22 protein-coding genes are annotated in these 26,646 nt (G+C 70.7%); 7 read left to right on the top strand and 15 right to left on the bottom strand.

Annotated elements, in window-relative coordinates; genetic code table 11:
- Positions 1 to 37: 37 nt before the first annotated feature.
- On the bottom strand, positions 38 to 1,441 hold the full coding sequence (locus YIM_RS13610; protein WP_153030713.1) for a PLP-dependent aminotransferase family protein: 1,404 nt from the start codon (positions 1,439 to 1,441) through the stop codon (positions 38 to 40).
- Between the two features lie 9 nt (positions 1,442 to 1,450).
- Positions 1,451 to 2,365: a neutral zinc metallopeptidase gene (locus YIM_RS13605; protein WP_153030712.1), complete on the bottom strand. Its 915-nt coding sequence runs from the start codon at positions 2,363 to 2,365 to the stop codon at positions 1,451 to 1,453.
- A 54-nt stretch (positions 2,366 to 2,419) separates the two neighbouring features.
- On the opposite strand from YIM_RS13605, the gene YIM_RS13600 reads away from it, so the two are divergent.
- Positions 2,420 to 4,447: a prolyl oligopeptidase family protein gene (locus YIM_RS13600; RefSeq protein ID WP_153030711.1), complete on the top strand. Its 2,028-nt coding sequence runs from the start codon at positions 2,420 to 2,422 to the stop codon at positions 4,445 to 4,447.
- Here YIM_RS13600 and YIM_RS13595 read toward each other — a convergent pair.
- A complete protein-coding gene (locus tag YIM_RS13595; protein ID WP_153030710.1) occupies positions 4,431 to 4,751 on the bottom strand; it encodes a multidrug efflux SMR transporter in 321 nt (106 codons plus the stop codon). The genes YIM_RS13600 and YIM_RS13595 overlap by 17 nt on opposite strands.
- Positions 4,748 to 5,389, bottom strand: coding sequence for an FMN-dependent NADH-azoreductase (locus YIM_RS13590; RefSeq protein ID WP_153030709.1), 642 nt, complete (start codon positions 5,387 to 5,389; stop codon positions 4,748 to 4,750). The genes YIM_RS13595 and YIM_RS13590 overlap by 4 nt, the downstream gene beginning before the upstream one ends.
- 91 nt (positions 5,390 to 5,480) lie before the next feature.
- On the opposite strand from YIM_RS13590, the gene YIM_RS13585 reads away from it, so the two are divergent.
- Positions 5,481 to 6,059, top strand: a complete 579-nt coding sequence (locus tag YIM_RS13585; protein WP_228004707.1) for a TetR/AcrR family transcriptional regulator — start codon at positions 5,481 to 5,483, stop codon at positions 6,057 to 6,059.
- Here YIM_RS13585 and YIM_RS13580 read toward each other — a convergent pair.
- Together YIM_RS13580 and YIM_RS13575 are read right to left on the bottom strand one after the other, a co-directional pair.
- Positions 6,021 to 6,869 carry an SAM-dependent methyltransferase gene (locus YIM_RS13580; protein WP_153030707.1) on the bottom strand — a complete coding sequence of 283 codons (849 nt, stop codon included), beginning with the start codon at positions 6,867 to 6,869 and terminating at the stop codon, positions 6,021 to 6,023. The two genes, YIM_RS13585 and YIM_RS13580, sit on opposite strands and share 39 nt — an antisense overlap.
- Before the next feature lie 12 nt (positions 6,870 to 6,881).
- Positions 6,882 to 8,384: an amidohydrolase family protein gene (locus YIM_RS13575; RefSeq protein WP_153030706.1), complete on the bottom strand. Its 1,503-nt coding sequence runs from the start codon at positions 8,382 to 8,384 to the stop codon at positions 6,882 to 6,884.
- 58 nt (positions 8,385 to 8,442) lie between these two features.
- Between YIM_RS13575 and YIM_RS13570 the strand changes: the two genes are divergently transcribed.
- Positions 8,443 to 11,415, top strand: coding sequence for a DEAD/DEAH box helicase (locus YIM_RS13570; protein WP_153030705.1), 2,973 nt, complete (start codon positions 8,443 to 8,445; stop codon positions 11,413 to 11,415).
- Positions 11,412 to 12,137 carry an SWIM zinc finger family protein gene (locus YIM_RS13565; protein ID WP_153030704.1) on the top strand — a complete coding sequence of 242 codons (726 nt, stop codon included), beginning with the start codon at positions 11,412 to 11,414 and terminating at the stop codon, positions 12,135 to 12,137. Before YIM_RS13570 ends, YIM_RS13565 begins: the two co-directional genes overlap by 4 nt.
- Here the strand turns inward: YIM_RS13565 and YIM_RS13560 are convergent.
- Complete coding sequence (locus YIM_RS13560; RefSeq protein ID WP_228004706.1) at positions 12,108 to 12,779, bottom strand: maleylpyruvate isomerase family mycothiol-dependent enzyme; 672 nt, start codon at positions 12,777 to 12,779, stop codon at positions 12,108 to 12,110. The two genes, YIM_RS13565 and YIM_RS13560, sit on opposite strands and share 30 nt — an antisense overlap.
- A complete protein-coding gene (locus YIM_RS13555) occupies positions 12,770 to 13,414 on the bottom strand; it encodes a pyridoxal 5'-phosphate synthase (protein WP_153030702.1) in 645 nt (214 codons plus the stop codon). The genes YIM_RS13560 and YIM_RS13555 overlap by 10 nt, the downstream gene beginning before the upstream one ends.
- A 97-nt stretch (positions 13,415 to 13,511) precedes the next feature.
- Between YIM_RS13555 and YIM_RS13550 the strand changes: the two genes are divergently transcribed.
- The gene (locus YIM_RS13550) at positions 13,512 to 14,042 is read left to right on the top strand and encodes an ABATE domain-containing protein (RefSeq protein WP_153030701.1); all 531 of its coding nucleotides are present in this window, start codon (positions 13,512 to 13,514) and stop codon (positions 14,040 to 14,042) included.
- Here YIM_RS13550 and YIM_RS13545 read toward each other — a convergent pair.
- Positions 14,014 to 14,811: an SDR family oxidoreductase gene (locus YIM_RS13545; protein ID WP_153030700.1), complete on the bottom strand. Its 798-nt coding sequence runs from the start codon at positions 14,809 to 14,811 to the stop codon at positions 14,014 to 14,016. The two genes, YIM_RS13550 and YIM_RS13545, sit on opposite strands and share 29 nt — an antisense overlap.
- A 130-nt stretch (positions 14,812 to 14,941) precedes the next feature.
- Here YIM_RS13545 and YIM_RS13540 point away from each other — a divergent pair, with 130 nt between their 5' ends.
- A complete protein-coding gene (locus YIM_RS13540) occupies positions 14,942 to 15,385 on the top strand; it encodes a hypothetical protein (protein ID WP_153030699.1) in 444 nt (147 codons plus the stop codon).
- Here YIM_RS13540 and YIM_RS13535 read toward each other — a convergent pair.
- The 4 genes from YIM_RS13535 to YIM_RS13520 form a co-directional block, all read right to left on the bottom strand.
- Complete coding sequence (locus YIM_RS13535) at positions 15,329 to 16,054, bottom strand: ferritin-like domain-containing protein (protein WP_153030698.1); 726 nt, start codon at positions 16,052 to 16,054, stop codon at positions 15,329 to 15,331. The genes YIM_RS13540 and YIM_RS13535 overlap by 57 nt on opposite strands.
- Before the next feature lie 102 nt (positions 16,055 to 16,156).
- A complete protein-coding gene (locus tag YIM_RS13530) occupies positions 16,157 to 21,175 on the bottom strand; it encodes an adenosylcobalamin-dependent ribonucleoside-diphosphate reductase (RefSeq protein WP_153030697.1) in 5,019 nt (1,672 codons plus the stop codon).
- 35 nt (positions 21,176 to 21,210) lie between these two features.
- A complete protein-coding gene (nrdR, locus tag YIM_RS13525; protein ID WP_153030696.1) occupies positions 21,211 to 21,687 on the bottom strand; it encodes a transcriptional regulator NrdR in 477 nt (158 codons plus the stop codon).
- Between the two features lie 908 nt (positions 21,688 to 22,595).
- Positions 22,596 to 23,093 carry a LysM peptidoglycan-binding domain-containing protein gene (locus tag YIM_RS13520; protein ID WP_153030695.1) on the bottom strand — a complete coding sequence of 166 codons (498 nt, stop codon included), beginning with the start codon at positions 23,091 to 23,093 and terminating at the stop codon, positions 22,596 to 22,598.
- 325 nt (positions 23,094 to 23,418) lie between these two features.
- On the opposite strand from YIM_RS13520, the gene lexA reads away from it, so the two are divergent.
- Entirely contained in the window at positions 23,419 to 24,072 is a 654-nt protein-coding gene (gene lexA / locus YIM_RS13515) for a transcriptional repressor LexA (RefSeq protein WP_228004990.1), read from the top strand.
- Between the two features lies 1 nt (position 24,073).
- Here the strand turns inward: lexA and YIM_RS13510 are convergent, their stop codons facing one another.
- Positions 24,074 to 25,108, bottom strand: a complete 1,035-nt coding sequence (locus tag YIM_RS13510) for a hypothetical protein (protein WP_194240141.1) — start codon at positions 25,106 to 25,108, stop codon at positions 24,074 to 24,076.
- 52 nt (positions 25,109 to 25,160) lie between these two features.
- The gene (hflX, locus tag YIM_RS13505; RefSeq protein WP_153030693.1) at positions 25,161 to 26,606 is read right to left on the bottom strand and encodes a GTPase HflX; all 1,446 of its coding nucleotides are present in this window, start codon (positions 26,604 to 26,606) and stop codon (positions 25,161 to 25,163) included.
- Between the last annotated feature and the right edge of the window lie 40 nt (positions 26,607 to 26,646).

Genomic DNA, 26,646 nt, shown 5'->3' with positions numbered 1-26,646 from the left:
GGTCGCACGCGGGTACGACATTCTCGGGCAGAGGACGTCAGCGCAGGACGTCGCGCAGCCGGTTCAGGCCCGCCTCGATCTTGCCGAACGGGATGCCGCCGTAGCCGAACACCAGCCCAGGGCGACGCCCCGGCAGCACCGCGTACTCGTCGAGCGTGTTGACCAGCACCCCGGCCCGCAGCGCGCGCCGCGCCACCGGCGTGGTCGGGCGCGCGCAGTACGCGCTCACGTGCAGGCCCGCCGCGGCCGGGATCGGTGTCAGCAACCGGCGGAAATCCCGCTCCAGCAACGAAACCACCAGGTCGTGGCGACGCCGGTACTCACGCCGCATGCGCCGGACGTGCGTGGCCAGCCCGCCGTCGTCGATGAACCGCGCGAGCGCCGCCTGCACCGGACCGGTGGAATGCCAGTCGGTGACGAACCGCGCCTTCGCCACCACGCGGCACAGCGAAGCGGGCGCCACCAGGAAACCCAGCCGCAGCCCCGGCGAGAGCACCTTCGAGAACGAGCCGACGTAGACCACGCGCCCGGTGGAATCGAGGCTGTGCAACGGTTCCAGCGGCCTGCCGTGGTACCGGAACTCGGTGTCGTAGTCGTCCTCGACCAGTACCGCCCCGGTTTTCCCGGCCCACGCCACCAGATCCAGCCGCCGGTCCAGCGACATCGGCAGCCCGAGCGGGAACTGGTGCGACGGCGTGACGTAGACGAGCTTGGTGCCGCTGGGGATGTCCGCGACACGAATGCCTTCGGCGTCCACCCCGACCGGGACCACCTCGGCGCCGAGCGCTTCGAACAGGAACCGCGCGGGCGGGTACCCGGGATCTTCGACGGCGACCCGGTCTCCCGGGCGCAGCACGACCCGCCCGACCAGGTCGATCGCCTGCTGCGCGCCACTGGTCACCACGACCTCGTCGACCGAGGCCCGGACGTCGCGCGAAACCGCGATGTGCCGGGCGATCGCCTCGCGCAAGCCGGTGTGCCCGGCCGGATCCCCGTACCCCAGCGAAGCCGCCGAAGACGCGCGAACCTCACCGCCGAGCAACCGCCGCCAGGTGTCGAACGGGAACCGGGCGACATCGGGGATCCCGGCCTGGAAGTCGTATTCGGCGTGGACGCCGGAAGGCATGCGTACGCGCTCCCACACCGCGACCGTCTCGATCGGGAATTCGGTGGCGTCACCGCGCGCCGCGCTCCCCCGCACCCGGTCCGTCCGGACGAAGGTGCCCGCGCCGACCCGGCCTTCGAGAAAGCCCTCACCGGCCAGCCGGTCGTACGCGGCGCTGACGGTGTTGCGCGAGACCGCGAGCCGTTCGGCCAGTTCACGGGTCGGCGGCAGCGCCTCCCCCGCGCGAAGCCTGCCGTCGAGGATCGCCTCGCGGATCTGCCGGTAGATCTCCTCTCGACGACCGCGGCCGGCCTCGGTGTCGATGTGGATCTCCATGCCGGCGGCCTAGCGGACCTCGCCCTCGGCGGCGGTGAACGTGTTGCACGCCGAGGTCGCCTTCTGGAAACCGGCTTTGGCCCATTTGACCTGGTTCGGCACGGTGCCGTGGCTGTCGCTGCCGATCGAGTTCTCGAACTCCTTGACCCCCTGCTGGGCGAGCGCCTTGCTGACCGAACCGCGGCCGCTGGTGCTGGCCAGGAAGAGTCCGGCGAAGCAGTTCGCCTGCAACTCCATCCGCCGGGTGACCTGCTGCTCCCCTGGGGTGTCCTCGCCGTGGGCCGTCATCTCGTCGAACGCGGCCTCCATGATGCCGCTGAGCTGCTGCACGTGGTGGCCGTACTCGTGCGCGAGCACCGCCAGGTGCGCCGCCTGCACCGTGCCCACGGTCTCCAGCAAGCGCTTGCGCGGCATGTGGATGGCCTTGTCGGCCGGGCAGTAGAACGCGGTGGCCTCCTCCTTGGGCGGCAGGCCACCGCACGAACTCTCGGTCTCGTCCTTGATCTGCAGCACGGGCGTGGAGAACGGCTCGCCGACGCTTTCCAGCGCCGGCTGCCACGCCGCGTCGAGGCAGCGCATCGCCGCCTCGTAGTAGGCCTGGAGCTGCTCCTCCGACCGGCGCAGCGAGGGCAGCTGGCAGTTGGTCTGCGGCAGCTCGACCCCCTCGGCGAGCAGCGGGTTCTCCGCGGTCTCCAGCACCGGCCCCGGCTTGCCGGGTTCGCGCTGCGAGTTGACCCCGGACCCGGTGGGACGGGCCTGGCCGGTGATCACCGTCTCGCCGAAGCTGATCACGCCGAGTCCCGGCAGCGCGACCGCGGCGACGATCGCCACCACCAGTGCGAGCACGCCCAGCACCCGGACGGGTGAGTTCCGTGGTGGCGGCGGCGCGGGTGGCGGCCAGGCGGACGTCGGCTCGATGTTCATTTCCCCCACCCTCGGCAGCTGTGACGAGGATACCGGTAGGCGAGACTGGGGGACATGACCGAGATCGACGACGACCCGTACCTCTGGCTGGAGGACGTCACCGGCGAGCAGGCGCTCGACTGGGTCCGCGCCCGCAACGCCGAAACGGTGGCCGAACTGACCGGCGGCGAGCGGTTCGGCGAACTGCGCGACCGCATCCGCGAGGTGCTCGACGCCGACGACCGGATCCCGTACACGCGGCGGCGTGGCGAGTTCCTCTACAACTTCTGGCGCGACGGCGAGCACCCCCGCGGGCTCTGGCGGCGCACCACGCTGGAGCAGTACCGCACCCCGCAGCCCGAGTGGGAACTGCTGCTCGACGTCGACGCGCTCGCCGAGGCCGAAGGCGAGAACTGGGTCTGGCACGGCGCGAACGTGCTGCGCCCGGAGTACCGCCGCTGCCTGGTCTCGCTCTCGCGCGGCGGGGCCGACGCCACCGTCGTGCGCGAGTTCGACCTCGAAACGCGCGAGTTCGTCGAGAACGGCTACGAGCTGCCCGAGGCCAAGACACGGATCAGCTGGATCGACCACGACCGCGTCTACGTCGGCACCGACACCGGTCCCGGCTCGCTGACCACCTCCGGTTACCCCCGGGTGATGCGCGAGTGGCGCCGGGGCACACCGATCGAGGAAGCACCGGTCGTCTACGAAGGCAAGCCCGAGGACGTGGCTGTTTTCGCCTACCACGACTTCACCGAGGGTTACGAACGCGACTTCGTCGGCCGCAGCATCGACTTCTACCGCTCGGAGCGCTACCTGCGCGCCGCCGACGGCACGCTCACCCGGATCGACGTGCCCGACGACGCCCAGCCCTCGGTCCACCGCGACTGGCTGCTCATCCGCACCCGCTCCCCGTGGACCGTCGGCGGCACCGAGTACCCGGCCGGCGCCCTGCTCGCCACCGGGTTCGACGCCTATCTCGCCGGCGAGCGCGAGCTGACCGTGCTCTTCCGCCCCGACGCGCACACCTCGCTCGAGTACTACACCTGGACGCGGGACCACCTGCTGCTCGGCACGCTCTCCGACGTCAAGGCCCGGCTCCGGGTGCTCACGCCGGGGCCGGACGGCTGGACCGACGAGCCGCTGCCGGGTGCGCCGGAGGTCGGCAGCGCGGACATCATCGACACCGATCCCGACCACAGCAACGAGTACTTCCTCGACGTCAGCGGTTACACCCAGCCGTCCACCCTGGTGCGCGGGGTGATCGGCGAGCAGGCCGAGCAGATCCGGTCCGCACCGTCCTTTTTCGACAGTACGGGGATCGAGGTGGCGCAGTACTTCGCCACCTCGGACGACGGCACCGCCGTGCCGTACTTCGTGGTGCGCCCGGAAGGCGCCGTCGACGGGCCGACCATGCTCTACGGCTACGGCGGTTTCGAGGTTTCGCTCACCCCCTCCTACAGCGGTTCGACCGGCCGCTCGTGGCTCGCGCGGGGCGGCACCTACGTGGTGGCCAACATCCGCGGTGGCGGCGAGTACGGCCCCGGCTGGCACACGCAGGCGGTGAAGGCCAACCGGCACCTGGTGTACGAGGACTTCGCCGCCGTGGCCAGGGATCTCGTCGCTCGCGGCATCACCACCGCGGACCGGCTGGGCATCCAGGGCGGCAGCAACGGCGGCCTGCTGATGGGCGTGATGCTCACCCGCTACCCCGAGCTGTTCGGCGCCATCGTCTGCCAGGTGCCGCTGCTGGACATGCGGCGCTACCACAAGCTGCTGGCCGGAGCCTCCTGGATGGCCGAGTACGGCGACCCGGACGAGCCGGACGAGTGGGCGTTCATCAGCGAGTACTCGCCGTACCAGAACGTCCACAGTGGACGCGACTACCCGCCGATCCTGTTCGTCACCTCGACCAGGGACGACCGGGTGCACCCGGCGCACGCCAGGAAGATGGTGGCGCGGATGCGCGAGCTGGGTTATCCGGTGCGCTACCACGAGAACATCGAAGGCGGGCACGGCGCCGCCGCCGACAACGAGCAGCTGGCCTTCAAGACCGCGCTGGTCTTCGAGTTCCTGTGGCAGCAGCTCAGCCGGACTCGGTGAGCCTGGCCAGCACGATGCCGCCGACGATCAGGCTCAGCGCGGCCAGCCTGCCCGCGCTGAGCGGATCCCGGTGCACCACCACACCGAGCGCGATGGCGCCGACCGCGCCGATGCCGGTGAACACCGCGTAGGCGGTGCCCACCGGCAGGCCGTTCATCGCGCGGGAGAGCAGGTAGACCGCGGCCACACCGAGCACGAAGCACAGCAGGGTGGGCAGTGGCCTGGTGAAGTTCTCCGTGGGCTTGATGCTCTGCGCCCAGACGATCTCCACCAGGCCCGCCGCCACCAGCAGCAGCCAGCTCACGACGCGAGCCGGTCGACCGCGGCGAGCGCGGCCGCGTGCGATGCCAGCCGCTTTCCGTCCAGTTCGGACAGTGTCGGGTCGACCACCGCGTTGGTCAGCTCGCTGTTGACGAAGGTCACGTCGGTGACGTCGTAGTGCCCCGCGAAGAAGTCGCGCAGGTACCGCTCCTGGTGGTCGAACGCCTCGCGCGGAGTGCCCGGCCCGTACGAGCCGCCGCGCGCGTTGGCCACCACGAACGCCCGCCCGGCCAGCGACATGCGTGGGAAGGTGACCTGGTCGATCCAGGCCTTCAAGGCGGCCGGGACGGAGAAGTTGTACATCGGCGCGCCGATCAGCACGAGGTCCGCGGCCAGCAGTTCGTCCAGCAGCGGTGAGACGACCGCCCAGGCCGCGCGCTGCGCGTCGGTGCGCACCGCCTCGGGGTACCGCGCGGGGTCGGTGAGGCCGTGGGCCAGCAGGTGGTCGCAGATCTCGGTCCACGCTTCGCCGATCAGCGGCACCGGGTCGGCCGCGAGATCGCGGTAGGTGTACTCGGCGCCGGGGTGGGCGGCGCGCCACGACTCGGCGAAGCGGGCGGTCAGCTGCCGCGAGAAGGAGTCGCGGCGAGCGCTGGAGTCGAGGTGGAGCAGGTGCGTCATGACGGTCCTCCCGGCCAACGAAGTGGACACCGTGTCCACTTCGTTAGACCGTACGCGCGAAGTGGACACGTTGTCCACTACAGTTCATGGGGTGAGCACGCGTGAACGGGCGGACGCCGCCAGGAACCGCGCCAAGGTGCTACAGGCCGCCGAGGCGCTGTTCGCCGACCGGGGCGCCGAGAACGTCACGATGGACGACATCGCGAAGGCGGCCGGGGTCGGCCGGGGCACGCTCTACCGGCGCTACCCCGACCGCGCGGCGATCGCCGTCGCCCTGCTGGACGAGCACGAGCGGAAACTCCAGGAGCAACTGCTGCGCGGTGATCCGCCGCTCGGTCCCGGCGCCCCACCCGCCGAGCGGCTGGCCGCCTTCTACGCCGCGATGCTCGACCTGCTCGCCGCGCACGGGCACCTGGTGCTGGGCAGCGAGATCGGGCACCAGCGCTTCGGCACCGGCGCCTACGGATTCTGGCGCGTGCACACACACGCCCTGCTGACCGAGGCCGGGCTCCCCGATCCCGACGGACTGGTCGACACGATGCTCGCGCCACTGGCTCCGGAGCTGTTCCGCTACCAGCGAGAACGCGGCGTCGGCCTGGACCGGCTCAAGCGGAACCTGCGCGAGCTGGCGCTACGAACGCTTACGGCCGATGCCGCCGATCACGCGTGAGGCCGACGGCCGGTCGGCGAAGAGCGTGTCGCCGTCCGGGTGCCACGCGGGCGCGTAGACCAGGCCCGGCGGCTCCAGCTCCCAGTCGCCGAAGAACCGGCGGAACTCGTCGATGGTGCGCAACTGCCCCGGGTTCGTGGTGGTCTCGTAGTACGCGACGATGTCGGCCAGCGCCTGCCGCTCGTCCTCGTTCCGCGGGTTCTCGTTCGTCATCTGCGAAAGCACCAGCAGCGAGCCCGGCGCGAGGCGGCGGCGGTAGTCCCGCAGCACGCGCTCCGGCTCCTGCTCGTCCTTGATGAAGTGCAGCACCGCGTTGACCACCAGCCCGACCGGCCGGTCGAGGTCGATCAGCCCGGTGCGCCGGACCTGGAGCCACAGGTCGTCCGGGTCCAGCAGGTCGGCGGCGATGGCCTGGTGCCGGTCGGGGTCGGCGGTGTCGGCCAGCAGCAACGTCGAATGGGCCAGCGCGATCGCCTCGTTGTCGACGTAGACCACCCGCACGTCGCCTTCGGGACGCGCCTCGTCGGCCACGTCGTGCACGTTGCCCGCGGTCGGCAGGCCGGACCCGATGTCGACGAACTGCCGGATGCCGCGCTCCACGCAGTACCGCACGGCCCGGCCGAGGAACAGCCTGCTGGTGCGGCAGTACTCGCCCATCAGCGGCATCCGCTCGCGCACCTTCTCGGCGAACTCACGGTCGATCGCGTAGTGGGTGTCGCCGCCGATGAAGTAGTCGTAGACGCGCGCGGCGGAGGGCCGGTCGAGGCTGCTCTCCACCGCGCGCAGCGCTTCCTGCCGGGCCTCCGTCATGGCCCGAGCGTATTACCCGCGGCAGCCGCATCCGGACACGGGCGGTTCCGGGAACTGCTGTTCGGCCGCGGCCTTCTCGATGTCCGCCAGCAGCCGCGTGCGCTCGTCCGGCCCGAGGTACCGGCCGCGGTGCACCACCGCGTGGATCCGGCTCGTGTTCGTGATGTCGGCGAGCGGATCTTCGTCCAGCACCACCAGATCGGCCACCTTGCCCGGTTCGACCGTGCCCGAAGTGCTTTGCCTGCCCAGGAAACGCGCGGCGTCGCGGGTCGCGGACTGGAGCGCGCGCATCGGCGGGAGCCCCGCCCGCACGAGCAGCGCGAGTTCGTCGTGCAGCGAGAAACCCGGGAAGCAGAAAGCGTTGTTCGAGTCGGTCCCGGCCAGCACCGGCACGCCCGCGCGGTGCAGCTCACCGGTCATCTCCAGCTCCGCCTCGAAGAACCGGCGGTGCTCCTCGATCTCCGCCGGGGTGGACGGCGCGGTGTGCTCGACCTGAAGCCACCAGTAGTCGGTGATCGTCTTCGGCAGGTAGCGCAGGCGCGGGTCGTTCCGGTCGAACGCGCTCGCGGGCAGGGAAAGCGCGCGCAGCACGCTCAGCGTCGGCGACGCGTAGGTGCCGTTGCGCCGCAACCGATCGAACAGCCGCCGCGCGCGGCGGCGGTCGTACGTCGCGGCCCCTTCCCGTTCCAGCGCACGGACCACGGTGTACCAGGCCTGCGGATTCGCCGGATCGATCGGCGTCGCGGCGAGGCGCTCGCGCAGTTCGGCTTCCGTCGTCGAAGTCGCCGTGAAGAAGCCGAAAAGGTGCTCCATGCTGTGCTGACCGGCGTCGGCGGCGTCCAGCGCGGACATCCGCTCCGGCACGTGCCCGGCGAACCGGAGGCCGACGCGCCGCGATTCCTCGGCGATCGCGTGCAGGGCCTCCTCCGACAGCATCGAGTACACCTTGATGAAGTCCGCCCCCTGCTCCTTCATCGTGCGCACGGCCGCGCGGGCCTCGTCCGGGGTGCTCACCGTCACCGCACCGGTCGGCCCGTGCACCGAATGCGGCCCGTCGATGAGGTTGCTCGCGATCACCATGCGCGGCCCGGTGACCACCCCGCGTTCGATGCGGTCGCGCAGCTCGGGCAGCTGCGGGTGGAAGTAGCCGTACATCTCGCGGATCCCGGTCACCCCGTTGACCACGTACAACGGCGGGTAGATCTCATCCAGCGGAACGGTGTGCACGTGCATGTCCCAGAGACCGGGGATGACGAACTTGCCGCGCAGGTCGATCACCCGCGCGCCGGTGCGGGTGACCGAGCCGACCGCCACGATCCGGTCGCCGACCAGCGCGATCGTGCTGTCACGACGGGGCCTGCCGCCGGTGCCGTCGATCAGGGTGGCGCCGGTGAGCACCAGCGGCGCGCCCGCGGCGGCCGTTCCGGTGTCGCTCGCGGCGGCCGTTCCGGTGCTGGCGAGCAGGCCGCCTGCCACGGCGGCACCGCCTTTCATGAAGTCGCGTCGAGTGGGCATGGCCGACACCGTGCACCTTGACGTAGCGGGAGGGTCAAGCTCGGCTAGCGTGGAGGGGGTGTTGGTCCTGCACGGCCTGGGCACCGCGGCCGGTGACGTCGCGTTGTGGGCCGAGGACTCGGCGCTCCCGGCCACGGTGAGCGGTCCGCTGCCCGGCGCCGCGGTGGCGCACCCGTTCGCCGTGGAGGACCTGTCGCGGCTGGTGCCGGAGGGTCGCGCGGAGGTCGTTCCGCTGCTGCTGCCGTCGACCGGCGACGGACCGGTCGCCTCGCCCGAGCTGGTCCGCGACCCGCTGGCCGAGCCCGCTCCGGCGACCGGCGACCGGCTGGAGCCGTGGCTCGTGCCCGCCGTCGTGCTCTCCCCCGGCGCCGCCGCCGGCGTGCTCGGCAGGCTCACCGAGGCCCAGGTCCGCCTCGGCACCTCCCCGCACTACCTGCGCCAGGTGACCGCCTTCGCCGCGGACCTGGCCGACCGCGGACGCGTGCTGCCGGGCCTGCGCACCGGGGTCGGCGGGCTGCGCGCGCGGTGGCGGCCCGCACTGTCCGGTGTGGACTCCGCGCGGTTCGCCAAGCTGGCCGCCGCGATGCCGCCGGTCTGCCGTGCCCAGCCCGTGCGGCCGGAGGACACCGACGGCCGGACGGCCACCGAGGTGCTCCGCTCGCTGCTCGACGCACTGGTCGACCACGAGGTCCGCACCCGGCTGGACGGGCTGGAACTGGCCACCGGCTCCGGCGCGGTCGCGGCCTGGCTGGGCGCGCTCACCGGTGACCCCGAGTTCGAGGCCGACCGGCGCGAAGCCCACGAACTGCGCGACCGGATCGACGCCTGGCACGCGAGCGCCGCGCACGACGCCGCTGTCCGGCTCGGCTTCCGCCTGCTGTCCCCGGAGCAGAACGAGAAGGAGGACTGGCGGCTGGAGTTCCTGCTCCAGGCGGTCGAGGACCCGTCCGTGCTGATCCCGGCGAGCCAGGTGTGGCGGTCCGGTCAGCACGACGTGCTCAGCCGGTGGATCCACCGCCCGCAGGAGCTGCTGCTGACCGAACTCGGCCGCGCCAGCCGCCTCTTCCGGCGCCTCGACGACGCACTCGCCGAAGCGCACCCGGCCGGGCTCGAACTCGACGCGGAAGGCGCCTACGACTTCCTCACCCAGGCCCCGGCGCTCGACGAAGCCGGCTACGGCGTGCTGCTGCCGAAGTCCTGGCGCCGTCCCGGCGACGTCGCGCTCCGGCTCGAAACGCAGAGCAAGCCGGCCACCGGCGTGGTCTCGCGGGACCGGCCGCTCGACCTCAAGCAGCTCGTCGACTACCGATGGGAGCTGTCGGTCGGCGGACAGCGGCTGTCCGAAGCCGAACTGGCCTCGCTCGCCGCCGCGAAGGTGCCGCTGGTCCGGCTGCGCGGTCAGTGGACCCGCATCGACCAGCGCGGACTCGCCGCCGGGCTGGCCTTCCTGAAAACCGAGCGCCGCGGTGAGATGACGGTGAGCCAGGCGATCCGGCACCTCGGCGCGAGCAAGGCCCCGCTGCCGGTTTCGGAGGTCACCGGCGACGGGCGGTTCGGCGACCTGCTCGGCGGCAAAGCGGACCGCTTCGTCGAACGTGCCGACACCCCACCCGGTTTCCACGGCAGGCTCCGGCCGTACCAGCGGCGCGGGCTCGCCTGGCTGGCGTTCCTGGACGAACTGGGTCTCGGTGCCTGCCTCGCCGACGACATGGGCCTCGGCAAGACCGTCCAGCTGCTCGCGCTGGAAGCCTTGTGCCGCAAGGACTCCCCACGACCGCCGACGCTGCTCGTCTGCCCGATGACGGTGGTCGGGAACTGGCAGCGGGAGGCCGCGCGGTTCACCCCGGACCTGCGTGTGCACCTCCACCACGGCGCCGACCGGCGGTCGGTGGTCACCGCCGCGGCCGAGCACGACCTGGTGATCACCACCTACGCGCTCGCGGCAAGGGACGCCGAATCGCTGAACGAGGTCGAGTGGGACCGCGTGGTGCTCGACGAGGCGCAGAACATCAAGAACAGCGCCTCGCAGCAGGCGAAAGCGGTTCGCGGCTTCAAGGCTCGCCACCGGGTGGCGCTGACCGGCACGCCGGTGGAGAACCGGCTCGCCGAACTCTGGTCCATAATGGACTTCCTGAACCCGGGTTTCCTGGACACCGCCAACACCTTCCGCGCGCGGTTCTCCGTGCCGATCGAACGCCACGACGACCACGAAGCCGCCGCCCGCCTGCGCCGCGCCACCGGCCCGTTTGTGCTGCGGCGCCTGAAAACCGATCCCACGGTGCTCGACGACCTGCCGGAACGCCTGGAGTTCAAGCAGCTCTGCACGCTCACCCCCGAGCAGGTGACGCTCTACCGCGCGGTGGTCGACGACATGCTGGACCAGATCGGCCAGGCGCGGGAGATCAAGCGCAAGGGGCTCGTGCTGGCGACCATGTCCAAGCTGAAGCAGGTGTGCAACCACCCCGCGCACTTCCTCGGCGACGGCTCGGACCTCGCCGGGCGGTCCGGGAAACTGGCCCGGCTGGAAGAAATCCTCGAAGAGGTGCTGGCCGAGGGTGACAAGGCGCTCTGCTTCACCCAGTTCGCCCAGTTCGGCGCGATGCTGGTGCCGTACCTGTCCGAGCGGTTCGACACCGAGGTGCTGTTCCTGCACGGCGGCACCAGCCAGCCCGAGCGCGACCGGCTGGTCGAGCGGTTCCAGTCCCCCGGCGGGCCGTCGCTGTTCCTGCTCTCGCTCAAGGCGGGCGGCACCGGGCTGAACCTGACCGCGGCCAACCACGTGGTGCACATCGACCGCTGGTGGAACCCCGCGGTCGAGGACCAGGCCACCGACCGCGCCTTCCGCATCGGGCAGCGGCGTGACGTGCAGGTCCGCAAGTTCGCCTGCGCGGGCACGCTGGAGGAGAAGATCGACCGGATACTGACCGAGAAGGCGTCGCTGGCGCGGCTGGTGGTCGGCGCCGGGGAGCACTGGCTCACCGAGCTGTCCACCGAAGGCCTGCGCGAACTGCTCGCACTGGAGGGGCCATGAGCTGGTGGTCCCGGCGGTTCCTGGAGACGCTCGACGGGCTCGGACTCGGCGCCTATCGCACCAGCGGGCAGCGGTCCGCGCGCGCCGGGCACGTGCTGAGCCTTTCGGTGTCGACCAGCGTGGTCACCGCGCAGGTTCGCGATTCCGGGCCCGATCCGCACCGCGCGCGGATCGCGGTCAAGGCCTTCGATTCGGCGGACTGGGCGCGGATCGAGCAGGAACTGGCCACCCAGGCGGTGTTCGCGGCCAAACTGCTCGCCGGTGAACTTCCCGCCGATCTCGAAGGCGTGTTCGCGAAACTGGGGCTGAGCCTGTTCCCGCGGAGCCTGCGGGAAGTGACAATGGACTGTTCCTGCCCCGGCTGGGAGGTGCCGTGCCGCCACCTCGCCGCGGCCTGCCAGGTGCTCGCGGACTCCTTCGACGCCGATCCGTTCACCTATCTCGCCTGGCGCGGGCGCACACGCGAGGAACTGCTGGACCGGCTGCGCGCGTTGCGCACCCACGCGGCCGGGCGGGAAGGCGGCCCGGCCACGCTGGCCGACGAGCTGGATTCCTTCTGGGGCAAGCGAACCGAGATCCCGGTGACCAGTGGCGCGACCACCTCGGTGCTCGACCAGCTGGACCCGCTCGCCCTGTCCGTCGACGGCAGGACGGTCACCGAACTGCTGCGACCGGCCTACCGCGCGATGACCTCACGGCCACGGGGCGAGTTCGGGAAGTGATTTGTCGACACGCCGGCCCGCCATCCACGCGGTCAGCTCGGTGAGCCTGCCACGTGCCTCGACCTCCGGCCCGCTCCCCCATGCCCATTCCCGCGGGTCGTCGGCCGGCTTCAGCACCAGCCGGACGCCTTCGGGAGCGCGTGGGGCGAGGAATTCGAGCGCGTGCGCGCAGAACTCGGGGCTCCAGTCGTCCGGCCGGTACCCGAGATCGGCGTCCGCGAAGTGGATCTCCAGCTCACGCCACCAGCAGAAAACCGTGTCCAGCAAAGAACTTTCGCGGTAGCGGACCGGGCGCTGCCAGCCGTCCTCGGGCACCCGGTCCCAGATCTCTTCCAGGCCCTGGATCGAGCCGAGCACACCCTCGCGCAGTTCGGCAGCCGCTCGTCCCGCCCCTGCCTCGATCCCGGCATCGCGACCGGCTCGCCCGCCGTCGTAGACCTCGATCGTCTTGCCCGCCAAGGCGTATTCGGCCTGACGACGGAACGCGCGCCCGAGGTTCTCCAGATGGGTGAGCACGTGACCGCGCGTCCAGCCCGGCAGCGCCGACGGGCCGCGCGCCTCGTCGTCGGTCAGCTCGGCGAGCCGCTTCGCCAGGCGTTCGTGCCCGGCGGTGATGTTCGCGCGCAGTTCGCTTACGGCCACAACAACTCCTTCGTCCAGGTCCCGGCCGTCCGACGGTAGTTCAGCCGGACGTGGCGACGCTGCTCATTTCCTTGCCAGAACTCGATTTCGTCGGGCACCACGGTGCCGACCGACCAGTCCGGCGCGACCAGGCCCGGCTCCTGCCGGACGCGTTCGCGCGCGGCCGCCAGCGCCGTCTCCAATTCGGCGGAGTCGGCCAGCGGGGTGCTCTGGCGGCCGAGCAGCGCCACCGCGCGGGAGGTCTCGCTCCTGGCGAGGAAATCACGCGCACCGAGGTCCCCGCCAGTGGATTCGGCCCGGCCGCGCACGCGCACCTGCCTGCCCAACGGCGCCCAGTAGAAGGTCAGCGCCGCCCACGGGGTGTTCGCCAGTTCCTTCCCCTTGCGCCCGGCCGAGCCGAACGCGAACTGGAAGCCCTCCGCGGTGAGGTCCTTGAGGATGAGCACCCGCGCCGACGGCCGCCCCTCGCCGTCCACAGTGGACAACGTCATCGCGTGGGGTTCGCGGACGCCCGCCTCGATCGCCGCGCGCAGCCAGTCGGTGAACAACGCGAACGGGTCATCGGGAGCACCCGCGGGGTCGAACCCCGGCAACGGCCCGGCCAGCGACGGCAGCTCGCGCAGGAGTTCGCGCATCCAGCCACCTTCCTAATGGTTGGAGGTTCATCGTCCGTTAGGAAGTTAGCCGAGCGCGCTAATGAGAGCAAGAGCCAGGTGCATTAGGATCGGTGCCATGCTCGCCCTGGAATTCGCCACCACCGTGCGCTACGGGTGCGACCTGCTGGACAGCGTCGACGGACTGGCGGACTGGCTGCGCGAGCACGACCTGCCCGAAGTGCCCGTCGACGAGCAGGTGCGGGAGTCCGTGCTCGGGTTGCGCAAGGCGCTCCGCTCTCTGTTCGCCGACGCGGTGCGCCCCGGCCCGGCGAGCAAGGCCGACGCCGGCCGGCTGCTGGACCCGGCGACGGCGGCGCGGCAGCTCAACGAAGCGGCCGCCGCGGTGCCGCGCGTGCCGGAGCTGGACTGGCCCGGCGGGCGGATGCGGTACCAGCCCGTTCCCGCCGATCCGGCCGCCCTGCTCCTCGCGGAACTGGCGAAGGCGGGCATCGAGTTCCTCAGCGGACCGGACCGCGAGCGCCTGCGGGCCTGCCCGGCACCGCGCTGCGTGCGCTACTTCGTGCAGGACCACCCCCGGCAGGCGTGGTGCAAACCGTCCTGCGGCAACCGCGCGCGGGTCAGCCGCCACTACCACCGGCATCAGTGAACCGGCTCGGCCGCCGGGTGGCGCGCTCGGCCAGGAACTCCTCGAAGGTGATCCGCCCGTCGAACCGGTCGCCGACCAGGTTCTCCCCGCGTCGGAACCCCGCCATGACCTGCCCGGGCATCCGGAGCGGAACGAGCAGCCGCCGACGGCCCGTGGCGGTGAAATAGGCCCGCGCCAGGCTCTTCGCGTCCCGGACCTCCGGACCGCCGAAGTCCGGAACGCGCCCGGCGGGCTCAGCGAGCGCGAGTTCCGCCAGCCGCACGGCCACGTCCCGCGTGTCGACAGGCTGGAAGCGGATCGACGGCACCGGAACGACCGGCGACCGTCCCAGAATCGCGAAGAAGAACTGGATCAGGTCGTGGAACTGGGTCGCGCGCAGCGTCGTGTAGCCGAGCCCGGACGCCTCCAGCTGCCGCTCCACCGCGAGCTTGGTCTTGTAGTACGGCAGCGGAATGCGGTCCACGCCGACGATCGAGACGTTGACCAGGTGCGCCACCCCGGCCCGCTTCGCCGCGCCGAACAGCTTCTCCGCCGCCTGCTCGTCCCCGCCGGTGAGCGTGGAGGCGCAGTGCACCACGGTGTCCACTCCGGACAGTGCTTCGCCAAGACCGGCACCGGTGCGCAGATCCACCGCCACGAACCGGCTGCCGTCGGCCACCGGCCGTTCCCGCCTGCTCAGCACCACCGCCTCACGCCCGGCGTCGAGCAGGGCCCGTACCACCTGCCTGCCCAGCTGGCCGGTGCCACCGGTCACCACGATCGGACTCATCGCCTTCCCTCCCTGTCGGTGTTTCCCGATGGACCTCGTAGCCCGTCCGGATGTGACAACTTCACTGACAGAAGGTGTCAGTGATCACCGGTGAGGATGAGCGCCGTACTCCGAAGCAGAAAGGTGCTCCATGTCCTTCGATTTTTTCACCGGCGAGTGGCTCGTGGCCAACCGGCGGCTGACCAGCCCGCTCACCGGCAGCACCACCTGGACCGAGTTCGACGGGCACACCCGGGCGTGGCAGCTGTTCGGCGGCGCGGCGAACCTGGACGAGATCACCATGCCGGACCAGGGCTGGACCGGCCTGTCGCTGCGGTTGCTCGACCCGGCCACCGGCGACTGGTCGATCTACTGGGTCAACAGCCGCGATGGCAAGCTGGCGCCGCCGGTGACCGGGCGATTCGTCAACGGGCGCGGCGAGTTCCACGGCGAGGACGAGCACGACGGCAAGCCGGTCCAGGTGCGGTTCATCTGGACCGGCGTCACCACCGGTACCCCGCGCTGGGAGCAGGCTTTCTCAGCCGACGGCGCGGTCTGGGAGACCAACTGGATCATGGATTTCCGCCGTCCGTGACCAGATCCTGAGCACGTCGGCCACGAACCCGCGCCGCGTCAGGCCGAACTGGCGCAGCGCGGGGCCGTGGTCGTAGGAGACGGTCACCACCGCGCCGAACAGCAGCACCCGCCACACCCCGTGCACCAGGAGACGCACCACCGGCGGCAAGGGCGCGAACGCCGCCGCGAGGCGACGCAGGTGGAACGGCACGTGACGCTCCTCGTCGGCGAGAATGCGCCCGGCGACCTCGGTGGTCAGCGGGTCCGACGTGCCGTCGCGGAGCGCGCGGTAGTACCGCAACGCGACCACCTCGGCGATCATCAGCACCATCAGCTCCAGGCGCAGCCCGAGCGCCCGCCTCAGTCGCACGAAGACCGCGTCGGTCCAGTGGCCGCCGATGGTCTTCGCGTTGGCCGCTCGCAGGAGGTTCTCCAGTAGCCGCGCGTGGTTGCGTTCCTCGTCGACGAACATGCGCACCGCCTTGGCGTACGCCTCGTCCCCGGCGGCTTCGGCCTTGGCGATCAGGTTCGCGCCGTCACCCGCCTCGCCCACCTGGAAGCGCTGCACACTGCGCACCACGGCCGCCGTCAGCTCGGCGCCGTCCGTCCACTGTGGATCCTGCCGTTGTCGCCGGCGCTCGGCTTCGGCCTCGAAGTGCTCGACCCACCCGGTGAATTCGCTCAACATGCCACTCCTTTCCTTACGCCTCTTGAGACGGTCGGCGCGGGAAGCACGTTGGCCGAATCCACCGGGAGGTTCGGTGGAAGGTGTGTGGAGATCCTGTGGAGGTCAGCTGCAGCCCGAGGTGGCCCCACATCCTTCGCACGCATAGCACGAGCCGGCCGGGCGCATCTTCGTGCCACACGTCATGCACAGCGGCGCGTCGGCGACCTTGCCGAGGTGCAGTTCCATCAGCTCCGCTGAGGTCTGCGCCTGGCGTTCCCCTTCGACCTCCGGTTCGGCGTCGGCCTCTGACGAATAGACGCTGCTGCGCAACTCGTCGAGATCGACCCGTGGCGGCTCCGCGGTGGACGCGCCGTAGTCGGCGTCGACCTGCGAGGCGCGTTCCTCGGCGGTGAAGATGCCGAGTTGCGAACGCTTCTCGTACGGCAGGTAGTCCAAGGCGAGCCGCCGGAAGAGGTAGTCGAGCACGCTGGTGGCGATCCGGACGTCCGGGTCGTCGGTCATGCCGGCCGGTTCGAAGCGCAGGTTGGAGAACTTCGAGATGTAGAACTCCAGCGGGATCCCGTACTGCAGGCCGACCGAGATCGACATGGAGAAGGCGTCCATCACTCCGGCCAGGGTGGAGCCCTGCTTGCCGAGCTTGATGAAGATCTCGCCGAGCCCGTCGTCCGGATACGACCCGGCGTGCAGGTAGCCCTCGGCGCCGCCGACGGTGAACGAAACGGTCTGGCTGGGGCGTTTCTTCGGCAGCCGCTTGCGGACCGGGCGGTACTCCACCTTGGCCACCTCGGCGGGCTCTTCCTTCTTCTTGGCGGTGGACAGCGGCTGGCCGACCTTGCAGTTGTCGCGGTAGATCGCCAGTGCCTTCAGGCCGAGTTTCCAGCCCTGGAAGTAGATCTCCTCGACGTCGGCGACGGTCGCCGACTCCGGCATGTTGACCGTCTTGGAAATGGCGCCGGACAGGAACGGCTGCACCGCGGCCATCATGCGCACGTGGCCCATCGCCGCGATGGACCGCTCGCCGACCGCGCAGTCGAACACGTCGTAGTGCTCGGGCCGCAGCCCCGGCGCGTCCACCACGTGCCCGTGCTGCGCGATGAACTCGACGATGGCCTCGGCCTGCTCGCCCTGGTACCCCAGCACGGAAAGCGCCCGCGGCACCGTCTGGTTCACGATCTGCATCGACCCGCCGCCGACCAGCTTCTTGAACTTCACCAGCGAAAAGTCCGGCTCGATGCCGGTCGTGTCGCAGTCCATCATGAAGCCGATGGTGTTGTGGCTGACAAAGCCGTTCGCGACGTAGGTGACGTTCTCCGGCACGGACAGGTCGTAGGTCGGCTGCACCCCGCCGTCCTCGTTGACCGCCACGGTCTCGAAGAGGTAGCCGGGCTGATCGCGCAAGTCGTCCTTCGCGGAGCGGGGTTCCAGCGCCACCAGCGCGCGCGACTTGCGCTCGCCGATGAAACCGATCACCTCGTCGAAGGTCAGCGCGTGGTCGACGTTGCGCAACCGAACCTGGTATCGGGCACCATCCCAGCCGCTGGTGGTCTCGCGGGTGGTCGTGGCCAGGCGCAGCGTCAGCAGCATCGAGCGGATGTCCTCGGCGAAGGTCTCCGAGGCGGTGCTCAAACCCGGCACGCCTTCGGTGACCGTACCGTCCGCTTCGAACACCCCCCGCAGGAACGCGGCGTACACGGTGACGTCGTTCGTCTCGCGAATCGCGGCGGGGATCCGTGGCGTCCAGCCCTTGCCCGTGTGATCGGCCCCGGGCAGGTCCTTGGCGAAACCGGCGGCCTTCCACCAGCGGGCGAGACGCACCGAGTCGATCGCCACCTCCTGGTAACCGGCCGCGGGACGGACCGCGGCTTCGATGTCGAACAATCCCTTGCACAGCACGCGAAGCCGCTCGACCACGTCGAGATCGGTGTCCGCCACGCGGAACCTCAATCCCTTCGCGTGCAGGCTGCCGTCGCCCATGAAGTAGCCGACCAGCTCGGCCAGGTCCTCATCGACGAAGCCGGGCACCACGGCGTTCCGGTCGCCCGCGTAGCAGGCCTGGTCCAGCACCGGCATCGGCACGCGGCGCGGTTCGCCGACCAGCCCACCCAACTGGAGCGGGAGCACGTCACCGGAACGCACGTCGGCGAGCCGCTTCCACACCCAGGTGCCGTTCTCGACCACCTTCACCCGGTGGGCCAGCGTGCCCTGGATCCGGTACCCACCCGCGGTGACCAGGCGCCGGGTCGGTTCCTCGCCGTTGACGAAGAACCTGGTCGCCCGCCGCGGTCCCTCGTCGGTCGCCACGGTGAAATCGACGTCCTGCCACCTGTCGCCGTACAGGTCGCCGAGTTCGGAGAGCCTGGCGAGCCCGCGATCGGTGGTCACCAGGGTTTCGGCGGTCAGGCACCCGGTCGGCGCCAGCACACTCGCCTGCGCGTTGCGCCAGCCGTGTTCGGTGCCGATTTTGATGCCGCGGTGCCATTCCTCGGAGGCGAGCTTGCGCACGGCGGCGTCGATGGCGTGGTAGGTGCGGATGAGTTCGTTCGCCGCGGCGTGCTTGCGCATCACGCGCTGGTGCGCTTCGGCGTTGCGCGCGTACCCCTCGTACGGGCCGACGACGCCGGCGAGTTCGGCGGAACGGCGGTACGAAACGCCCGTCATCAGCGAGGTGATCGACGCCGCGAGCGCGCGGCCGCCGTCGGAGTCGTAGGCGTGGCCCATCGCCATCAGCAGCGCGCCCAGATTGGCGTAACCGATGCCGAGCTGCCGGAACTTCCGCGTGGTGTCGCCGATCGCCTCGGTCGGGAAGTCGGCGAAGCAGATCGAGATGTCCATCGCGGTGATCACGAACTCGACCGCGCGGGCGAACCGGCGCGCGTCGAAGGTGCCGTCCTCGCCGAGGAACTTCAGCAGGTTCAGCGAGGCCAGGTTGCAGCTGGAGTTGTCCAGGTGCATGTACTCCGAGCACGGGTTGGACGCGGTGATCCGGCCGGATTCGGGGCAGGTGTGCCAGTCGTTGATGGTGTCGTCGTACTGGATCCCGGGGTCGGCGCACTCCCACGCCGCCTGCGCCATCGCGCGGAACAGCTTCTTGGCCTCGACCTCACTGATCACCTCGCCGGTCTGCCTGGCGCGCAGGCCGAACGCGCTGTCGGACTCGACCGCCTGCATGAACTCGTCGGAGACACGCACCGAGTTGTTGGCGTTCTGGTACTGCACCGAGGAGATGTCGGAGCCGGAAAGGTCCATGTCGAATCCGGCGTCGCGCAGGACGCGGATCTTCTGCTCTTCCCTGGCCTTGGTCTCGATGAACTCCTCGACGTCGGGATGGTCGACGTCGAGCACCACCATCTTGGCCGCCCGGCGCGTTGCCCCGCCGGACTTGATGGTGCCCGCCGACGCGTCGGCGCCCCGCATGAACGAGACCGGCCCGGAGGCCGTGCCACCGGAGGACAGCAGCTCCTTCGACGACCGAATGCGCGACAGATTCAACCCGGCGCCGGAACCGCCCTTGAAGATCAGCCCCTCTTCCCGGTACCAGTTCAGAATCGACTCCATCGAGTCATCCACGGCGAGGATGAAACAGTTGTGCACGCGGAGGTTCCCGGCGAGGAATTCCCCGCTGTCGGTCTGGATGTCGTAGACCTCCATCGGCCCGAGGTCCTCGATGCACTCGATCTCCAGCCGCTTGGTCGGCTTGGCGGGCCGGCCCGGCCGTTCCAGGCTCGCCTCGAGCTTCGCCGACTTGCGCTCGTCGACGAAGCCGATCTCCGCGGCGAAGATCTCCCGGTCACCCCGGTTCTGTATCCGCAGCGACCAGCAACCGTGCCGGTTCGGGCGGGGATCCGCCTTCTTCGCCACCCGCGAGAAGATGCCGAAGCGCAGCAGGAGGTTCTGCACGCCGCGGACCAGTTGCTCGCAGATCATGTCCATGCCGACCAAAGTGGACCGTTCACGATCCGAGACGTAACCCTCAGCCTGGAACAGGCTCCGCAGGTACGCGGCCACCACGGGCAGCGGTGCGGTGTACAGGTGCGCCGGGACCGTCATGGCCGCACCCCGGGTGAGCAGGCTCCAATGATCCACAAAGGACTGGAGATGGTTGCCGTACAGCCGGGTGCGGCGGCAGTCCAGCCCCTCGTCCTTGGTCACCACCGAACGTTCGTGGCGGTGCGCTCCCGGGAACACGCGGTCGAGCGCATCGGTCACCCAGGCGAGTTCCTCGTCGTTGACGGTCATCGCCTCGATGGTCAGCGACCTGTTCGTCCCCTCGTTGCGTCCGACGAACCCGTCCGACTGCAGCCACCCCGCCAGCGCCGCTTCGGCGATCTCGCGCTGATCGATCTCCCGTTCGCCGAACGAGCGGACCCGATGCCACTCGAGCTGGTCCCCCGGGCGCAGCGTGCCCGCTTCGACGAACTCGCCGCCGGTGGCGCTCGCCGCCTTCCAGACCAGGTGATCGGCGGTGACGTCCAGTGTGTACCCGGCCTTGGTGTGCACCCGGTGGACGTTCTTGCGGCCGTTGGCCTTGGTGGCCACCACGCCGGTGACACCGTGCCCGTCGTAGACCTTCGCCCCGACCGCGTCGGTGTCCACCAGTTCCCCGATGGGCACCAGCCCGGACGGTGTGCTGACCAGGGCGTGGTACGGCAGGCACGCCGAGACTTGCTGCTTCGAGGCGGTTCCGACGTTGAACCAGACCGGGGAGTTGAAGCTGAACACCTGGTGCAGCAGCATCCAGGTGAGTTCGTGCTCGAAGATCTCCGCATCGGCGGGGGTGGCGAAGTAGCCGTGTTCGACGCCGGCTCGGACGTAGGCGCCGACCACTCGGTCGATCAGCTGCTTCAGGCTCCGCTCGCGCTGCGGTGTGCCGACCGCGCCGCGGAAGTACTTGCTGGTCACGATGTTGGTGGCGTTCACCGACCAGAAGGCGGGGAACTCCACGCCGCGCTGCTCGAAGTTCACCGTGCCGTCGCGCCAGTTCGTCATCACGACGTCGCGCTGTTCCCACTCCACCTCGGCGTACGGGTGCACGCCCTCGGTGGTGAACACGCGGCGGATGCCGAGCCGGCCGGGCTGCCGTTGCTCAACGGCGTCCGCGCCGGTCCCCACGGTTTCGGTCATGGGCACTCCCTCGTTCCGGCACGGAACGGCGAGCCTTACTCGTCGTTCGCGCTCTCTTCGCTACCGGCTATTGCCTGGCGAAGGTCCGCGATCTCCTTCTCGAAGTCCTCGACCGAGGAGAACGAGCGGTAGACGCTGGCGAAGCGGAGGTAGGCGACCTCGTCGAGCTCGCGGAGCGGGCCGAGAATGGCGAGGCCGACCTCGTGACTCGGGATCTCCGCCAGCCCGGCCGACCGGATCGATTCCTCGACCCGCTGCGCCAGCTGCTGGAGATCGTCGTCGTCGACGGGGCGGCCCTGGCAGGCGCGGCGCACTCCCCGCACCACCTTGTCCCGGCTGAACTGCTCGGTCACCCCGGACCGCTTCACCACGGCGAGCACCATCGTCTCGGAGGTGGTGAACCGGCGACCGCACTCGGAGCACGACCGGCGGCGGCGGATCGCCTGCCCCTCGTCCACTTCACGCGAGTCGACCACGCGCGAGTCGGCGTGACGGCAGAACGGGCACCGCATCAGCAGACCACCCTTCCTTCCGCGGCAGGTGAGCACACCCGGGACAACTGACTCCGATTCTACCCCAAGCTGTGGACCAACTACAGGCGTGTTACCACTAGATATGGGGGTGGACTCTAGGAGCGCGCCGGGGCGACCGCAACCGCGCAACGCCGCTGAACCGGGTGAAAGCCGAACATCCGGCTCGCGCCCCTCGACGTGACGGCGCCGCTCGCCGTGCTGGTTCTCTTCCACATCCACTCCGGACTCGTCCCGGCCCAGGTCGGAGGCTCGCACCGACCCGGCAACCACCCGCCCCAGCGATCCGAGGCAGTTCACCGGCCGTCGTGCGACCGGAAAGATTTCGCCCCTCGCGAGGGGTAACCCGACGTCCTGTCGCTCAGGACATCTCCGGTTTGCCCTGCCCGCGGCACCGCCCGACTCAGGCCTGACTCGCGCGCGAAGCGCTCGCGGCCCGCGGCGGCGATCCAGCACGCGGTGAAGCCGCGCAACGCGATCCAGCACCGGCGAGCCAGCCGCAGCGATCCGAAAGTGGCGGGTCAGGGCCGGGCGAGCCAACACTCGCGGATCCGGCACGCAGAGCGCCCGCACCCGGCGACCCGGCGCGTAGCGGCCCGACGCGTAGCGGCCCAGCACACGGCAACCCGGCGCGTGGCGAGCCTTCAGTGCGCGAACCGACACGAGGCAGCCCAGCACACGGCGGCTGGCGCGTGGCGACCCGGCGCGTCGCGACCCGGCGCGTCGCGACCCGGCGCGTGGCGGTCTGGCGCGTCGCGGCCCAGCACACGGCGGCCTGGCGCGTGGCGGTCTGGCGTGCAGTGCGCCTGAGCCTGGCGGGGCAGCGGCCAGCGGGCCTGCGCGTGGTGCGCGGCTCGGGGTGGCGGCATTCCGCGCGGGCACGGAAGGGCTCAGTTCGCCGGAGCGGTTTCGGTGGGGACTTCCAGGGGCAGGCCCGGGACCAAACCGCGCTCGTCGAGGTGGTTCAGGGAGCGGATGCGCTCCACCACGGCCGCGGCATCGCTGCTCGGCGCCATGCGCTCGGCCACATCCCACAGGGTCTCCCCCGGCGCGACCGAGACCACCGCGGTGCGCGAGGGCACGGGCGCGGCCATCGCGTCGGCCAGGACGCCGAAGCCGGCGACCACCACGCCTGCCGCCACCGCCATCGCGGCCAGCCACGGCCAGCGCACCCCGCGCCGGACCGGGGCGCAGCGCACCTCCGGCACCGCGCGCAACCCGGCGACCACCCGCGGCCGCGTCGGGGGGCGGCGCGTCTCTCCCTTGACCCTCGGGCGGCGTGCGGGCCGCACCGGGGGCGCCTCACCGACCGTCACGTTCTCGTCGATCAGGACCCCGCGCCTGACCACCACTCCCCGCACGTCGTCCAGGTCGACCAGCACCGACATCACGGAACCTCCTCGCGGCCCTCGTCCAGGTCGCGGTACGCTGGCACCGGACCCTCGAACAGGCGTTCTATCGAACTCCCGTGCGAATGTGTACCACCCGGGACCGACAAAATCGAGCGGCGCCCGGCGTGTCGGTCGAACAAATGTTTGATCTCCACCCCGTGGCGGGCTAGCGTCGCAGGGAGGGCCACCGGCGTGGCGCGCTCCGGCGCGGCGGCCGGTCCCGCGGCAACCGAACCGGGCCGGTGGCAGACCCCGTCCACCGGCCTCCAGCACCTGGGAGGCGAACACAGTGAGTGTCAGGAAGGGCGCGCCGGGCAGCAAGATACCCGCCCTGCGCGAACCAGAGGACGCGGACGAGAGCTTGACCGTCCGGCAGTCACAGGTACTGGAAGTGATCCGGGCCTGGGTCGACCGCTTCGGCTACCCGCCGAGCGTGCGCGAGATCGGTGAGGCGGTCGGCCTCAACTCGACGTCCTCGGTCTCCCACCAGCTGCGCGCGCTGCAGCGCAAGGGTTACCTGCGCCGCGACGCGAACCGCCCGCGCGCGGTGGGCGTGCTGGCCGCGGACGCCGAGCCGGGCACGCCGATCGAGCAGATGCCCAAGCCGGCCTACGTACCGCTGGTCGGGCGGATCGCCGCCGGTGGCCCGGTGCTGGCCGAGCAGTCGGTCGAGGACGTCTACCCGCTGCCGAAGGACATCGTCGGCGAGGGCGACGTCTTCCTGCTCAGCGTCACCGGTGACTCGATGGTCGACGCGGCGATCACCGACGGCGACTGGGTGGTGGTGCGCCAGCAGCCGACCGCCAACAACGGCGAGATCGTGGCCGCGATGATCGACGGCGAAGCCACCGTGAAGACGTACAAGCTCAAGGACGGCCACATCTGGCTGATGCCGCACAACGAGGCGTACGACCCGATCCCCGGTGACGACGCGACCATTCTCGGCAAGGTGGTCGCGGTGCTGCGCAGGCTCTAGCTCACCCGCGCCGCGCGCGCCACACGCGGCTCACCACAAAAACCAGTCCGAGCGCGACGAGCACGGCGATGGCGGCCGCCGGCAACAGCGGCACGCCCGACTCGGATCCACCGGTCGCGGGGTCACCGGTGGGTCCGGGCGAGCCCTGCCGCTCGTCCGCCGAAGTGGTGGCCGCGGCCAGTGCGGCCGCACCGCGCACGGCGCGCACGGGCTGGCCGGTGCCTTCGCTCGCGGACAGCAGCGTGCCGTCCGGTTCGAAGGCGATGGCCTCACCCTGCGGTTCGTTCGGCAACGGCACCCGCACGGGATTCCGCTTGAGCGCGGCCGCCACGTCACCGTCCGGGGCGGCGTAGAGATAGGCGTCGGTGTAGGTGCGCAGGGCGACGGTTTTGCCGTCCTGGCTCACCGCACCGCCGGTGACCAGCATGGACCCGACACCACCGACCGGTCCTCCCGGCGTGTCGGTGGTGGCGATGTCCAGCGTGCCGACCTTCTCCAGCGCGTTGGGGCCGGGGCTCTTCAGCTCGGCGGCCGGCTTGTACACCTCGGCCTTGCCGAGCACGTTCTTGGTGACCACGAAGGGAGTGCCCGAACCGTCGAGCAGCAGCGCCTCGGCGTCGTGCTGCCCGTCCGGATAGGTGAGCCGGTAGAGCGTGGCCTTGCCCGCCGGGGTGAGCGCGTGCAGCGCGACCGTTTCGCGCTGCTTGCGGTTGTCACCGGTGTCGGCCAGCCAGAGCGTGCCGTCCTTCGCGCGGGCCAGGTCCTCCACGTCGTACGGATCGACCGCCGCGGAGATCACCTTCTGCACCCCGCAGTCCCGGCCGAGCACCACCACCTGCAGCTTGGTGCCCCCGTCGCCCATCGCGTACCAGCGATCCCCGTCGGCCGCGAGACCGGACAGTTCGGCCAGCCGCGAATCGCGCACGGTGCACAACGACTCGGGCGCGGGCACCTCCTCGGCTACGGCGACGGCGGTCGGCGCCAGCAACGACACCACCGCCGTCACGAGCACCACCGCGCACGCTCGACCGCGCACCCACCCACCTCCGTCAGCGAAAGAAAGATCCCTCGCCGTCGAAGGTACTGGGTTACGCGGGCGAGCCGTTGACCGCGAAGGTGTGCAGCGCGGCGGCCAGGTCCGGATGGACCCGTGCCCGCAGGTGCGTGCCGTCCTCGGTGTGCTCCTCGGTGAGCACCTCACCGTCGGCGTGCACCCTGGCCACCAGTTCGCCGCGGGTGTACGGCACCACCGCGTCGACCACCACGTCCGGGCGCGGCACGCGCGCGGCGATCGCGTCGATCAGCGCCCCGATGCCTTCACCCGTCTGGGCGGAGACCACCAGCGCGCCGGGCAGCAGGTTCCGCAGGCGGGCCAGGCTCACCTCGTCGGCCGCGTCGGCCTTGTTGATCACCAGCAGTTCCGGCGGCAGCGGTTCGCTGCGCTTGCGGGTGATCTCGCCGAGCACGTCGCGCACCGCGTTGACCTGCTCCTCCGGCGCCGGGTCGGAGCCGTCCACCACGTGCAGCAGCAGGTCGGCGTCGGCCGCCTCCTCCAGCGTGGAGCGGAACGCGTCGACCAGCTGGTGCGGCAGGTGCCGGACGAAACCGACGGTGTCGGTCAGCGTGTAGGTGCGCCCGTCGGGCGTGTCCGCGCGCCGGGTGGTCGGGTCGAGGGTGGCGAACAGCGCGTCCTCCACCAGCACCCCGGCCCCGGTGATCGCGTTGAGCAGGCTCGACTTGCCGGCGTTGGTGTACCCGACGATGGCCACGCTGGGCACCTCGTTGGCCACGCGGCGGCCGCGCTTGGTCTCGCGAATGGTGTCCATCGAGGCGATCTCGCGGCGCAGCTTGGCCACGCGCTTGTTGATCCGCCGCCGGTCGGTCTCCAGCTTGGTCTCACCGGGACCACGCAGGCCCACGCCGCCGTTCGCGCCACCGGCACGACCACCGGCCTGCCGGGACAGCGACTCACCCCAGCCCCGCAGCCGCGGGATCAGGTACTGCAGCTGGGCCAGCTCGACCTGGGCCTTGCCCTCCTTGGAGCTGGCGTGCTGGGCGAAGATGTCCAGGATCAACGCGGTCCGGTCGACCACCTTGACCTTGAGCTTCGCCTCCAGCTGCCGCAGCTGGCCGGGGGACAGCTCACCGTCGCAGATCACCGTGTCGGCGCCGGTGGCGCGCACGATGTCGAACAGTTCGCGCACCTTGCCAGAGCCGATGTAGGTGGCCGGGTCCGGCCGGGAACGGCGTTGCACGATGCCTTCGAGCACCTCCGAGCCCGCCGTTTCGGCGAGCCGGGCGAGTTCGGCCAGTGAGGCCTCCGACTGGGCGGCGGTGCCTTCGGTCCACACGCCGACCAGCACGACCCGCTCCAGGCGGAGTTGCCGGTATTCGACTTCGGTGACGTCTTCGAGCTCCGTGGAGAGCCCGGCGACGCGGCGCAGCGAGGCGCGATCTTCCAGTTCCAGCTCACCGATCGACAGCTCCTCGCCGTCGAAGTCGGCTGCCATATCAGTGTGTGTCAGTTCCGTCATCGTCCTTCCATGGTCCCACGAACCGCGGGATGTGCCGAAT

Origin of the sequence: Amycolatopsis sp. YIM 10 (assembly GCF_009429145.1) — a bacterium.
Lineage (GTDB): Bacteria > Actinomycetota > Actinomycetes > Mycobacteriales > Pseudonocardiaceae > Amycolatopsis.
This window is presented reverse-complemented; position numbering and strand designations above follow the sequence as displayed.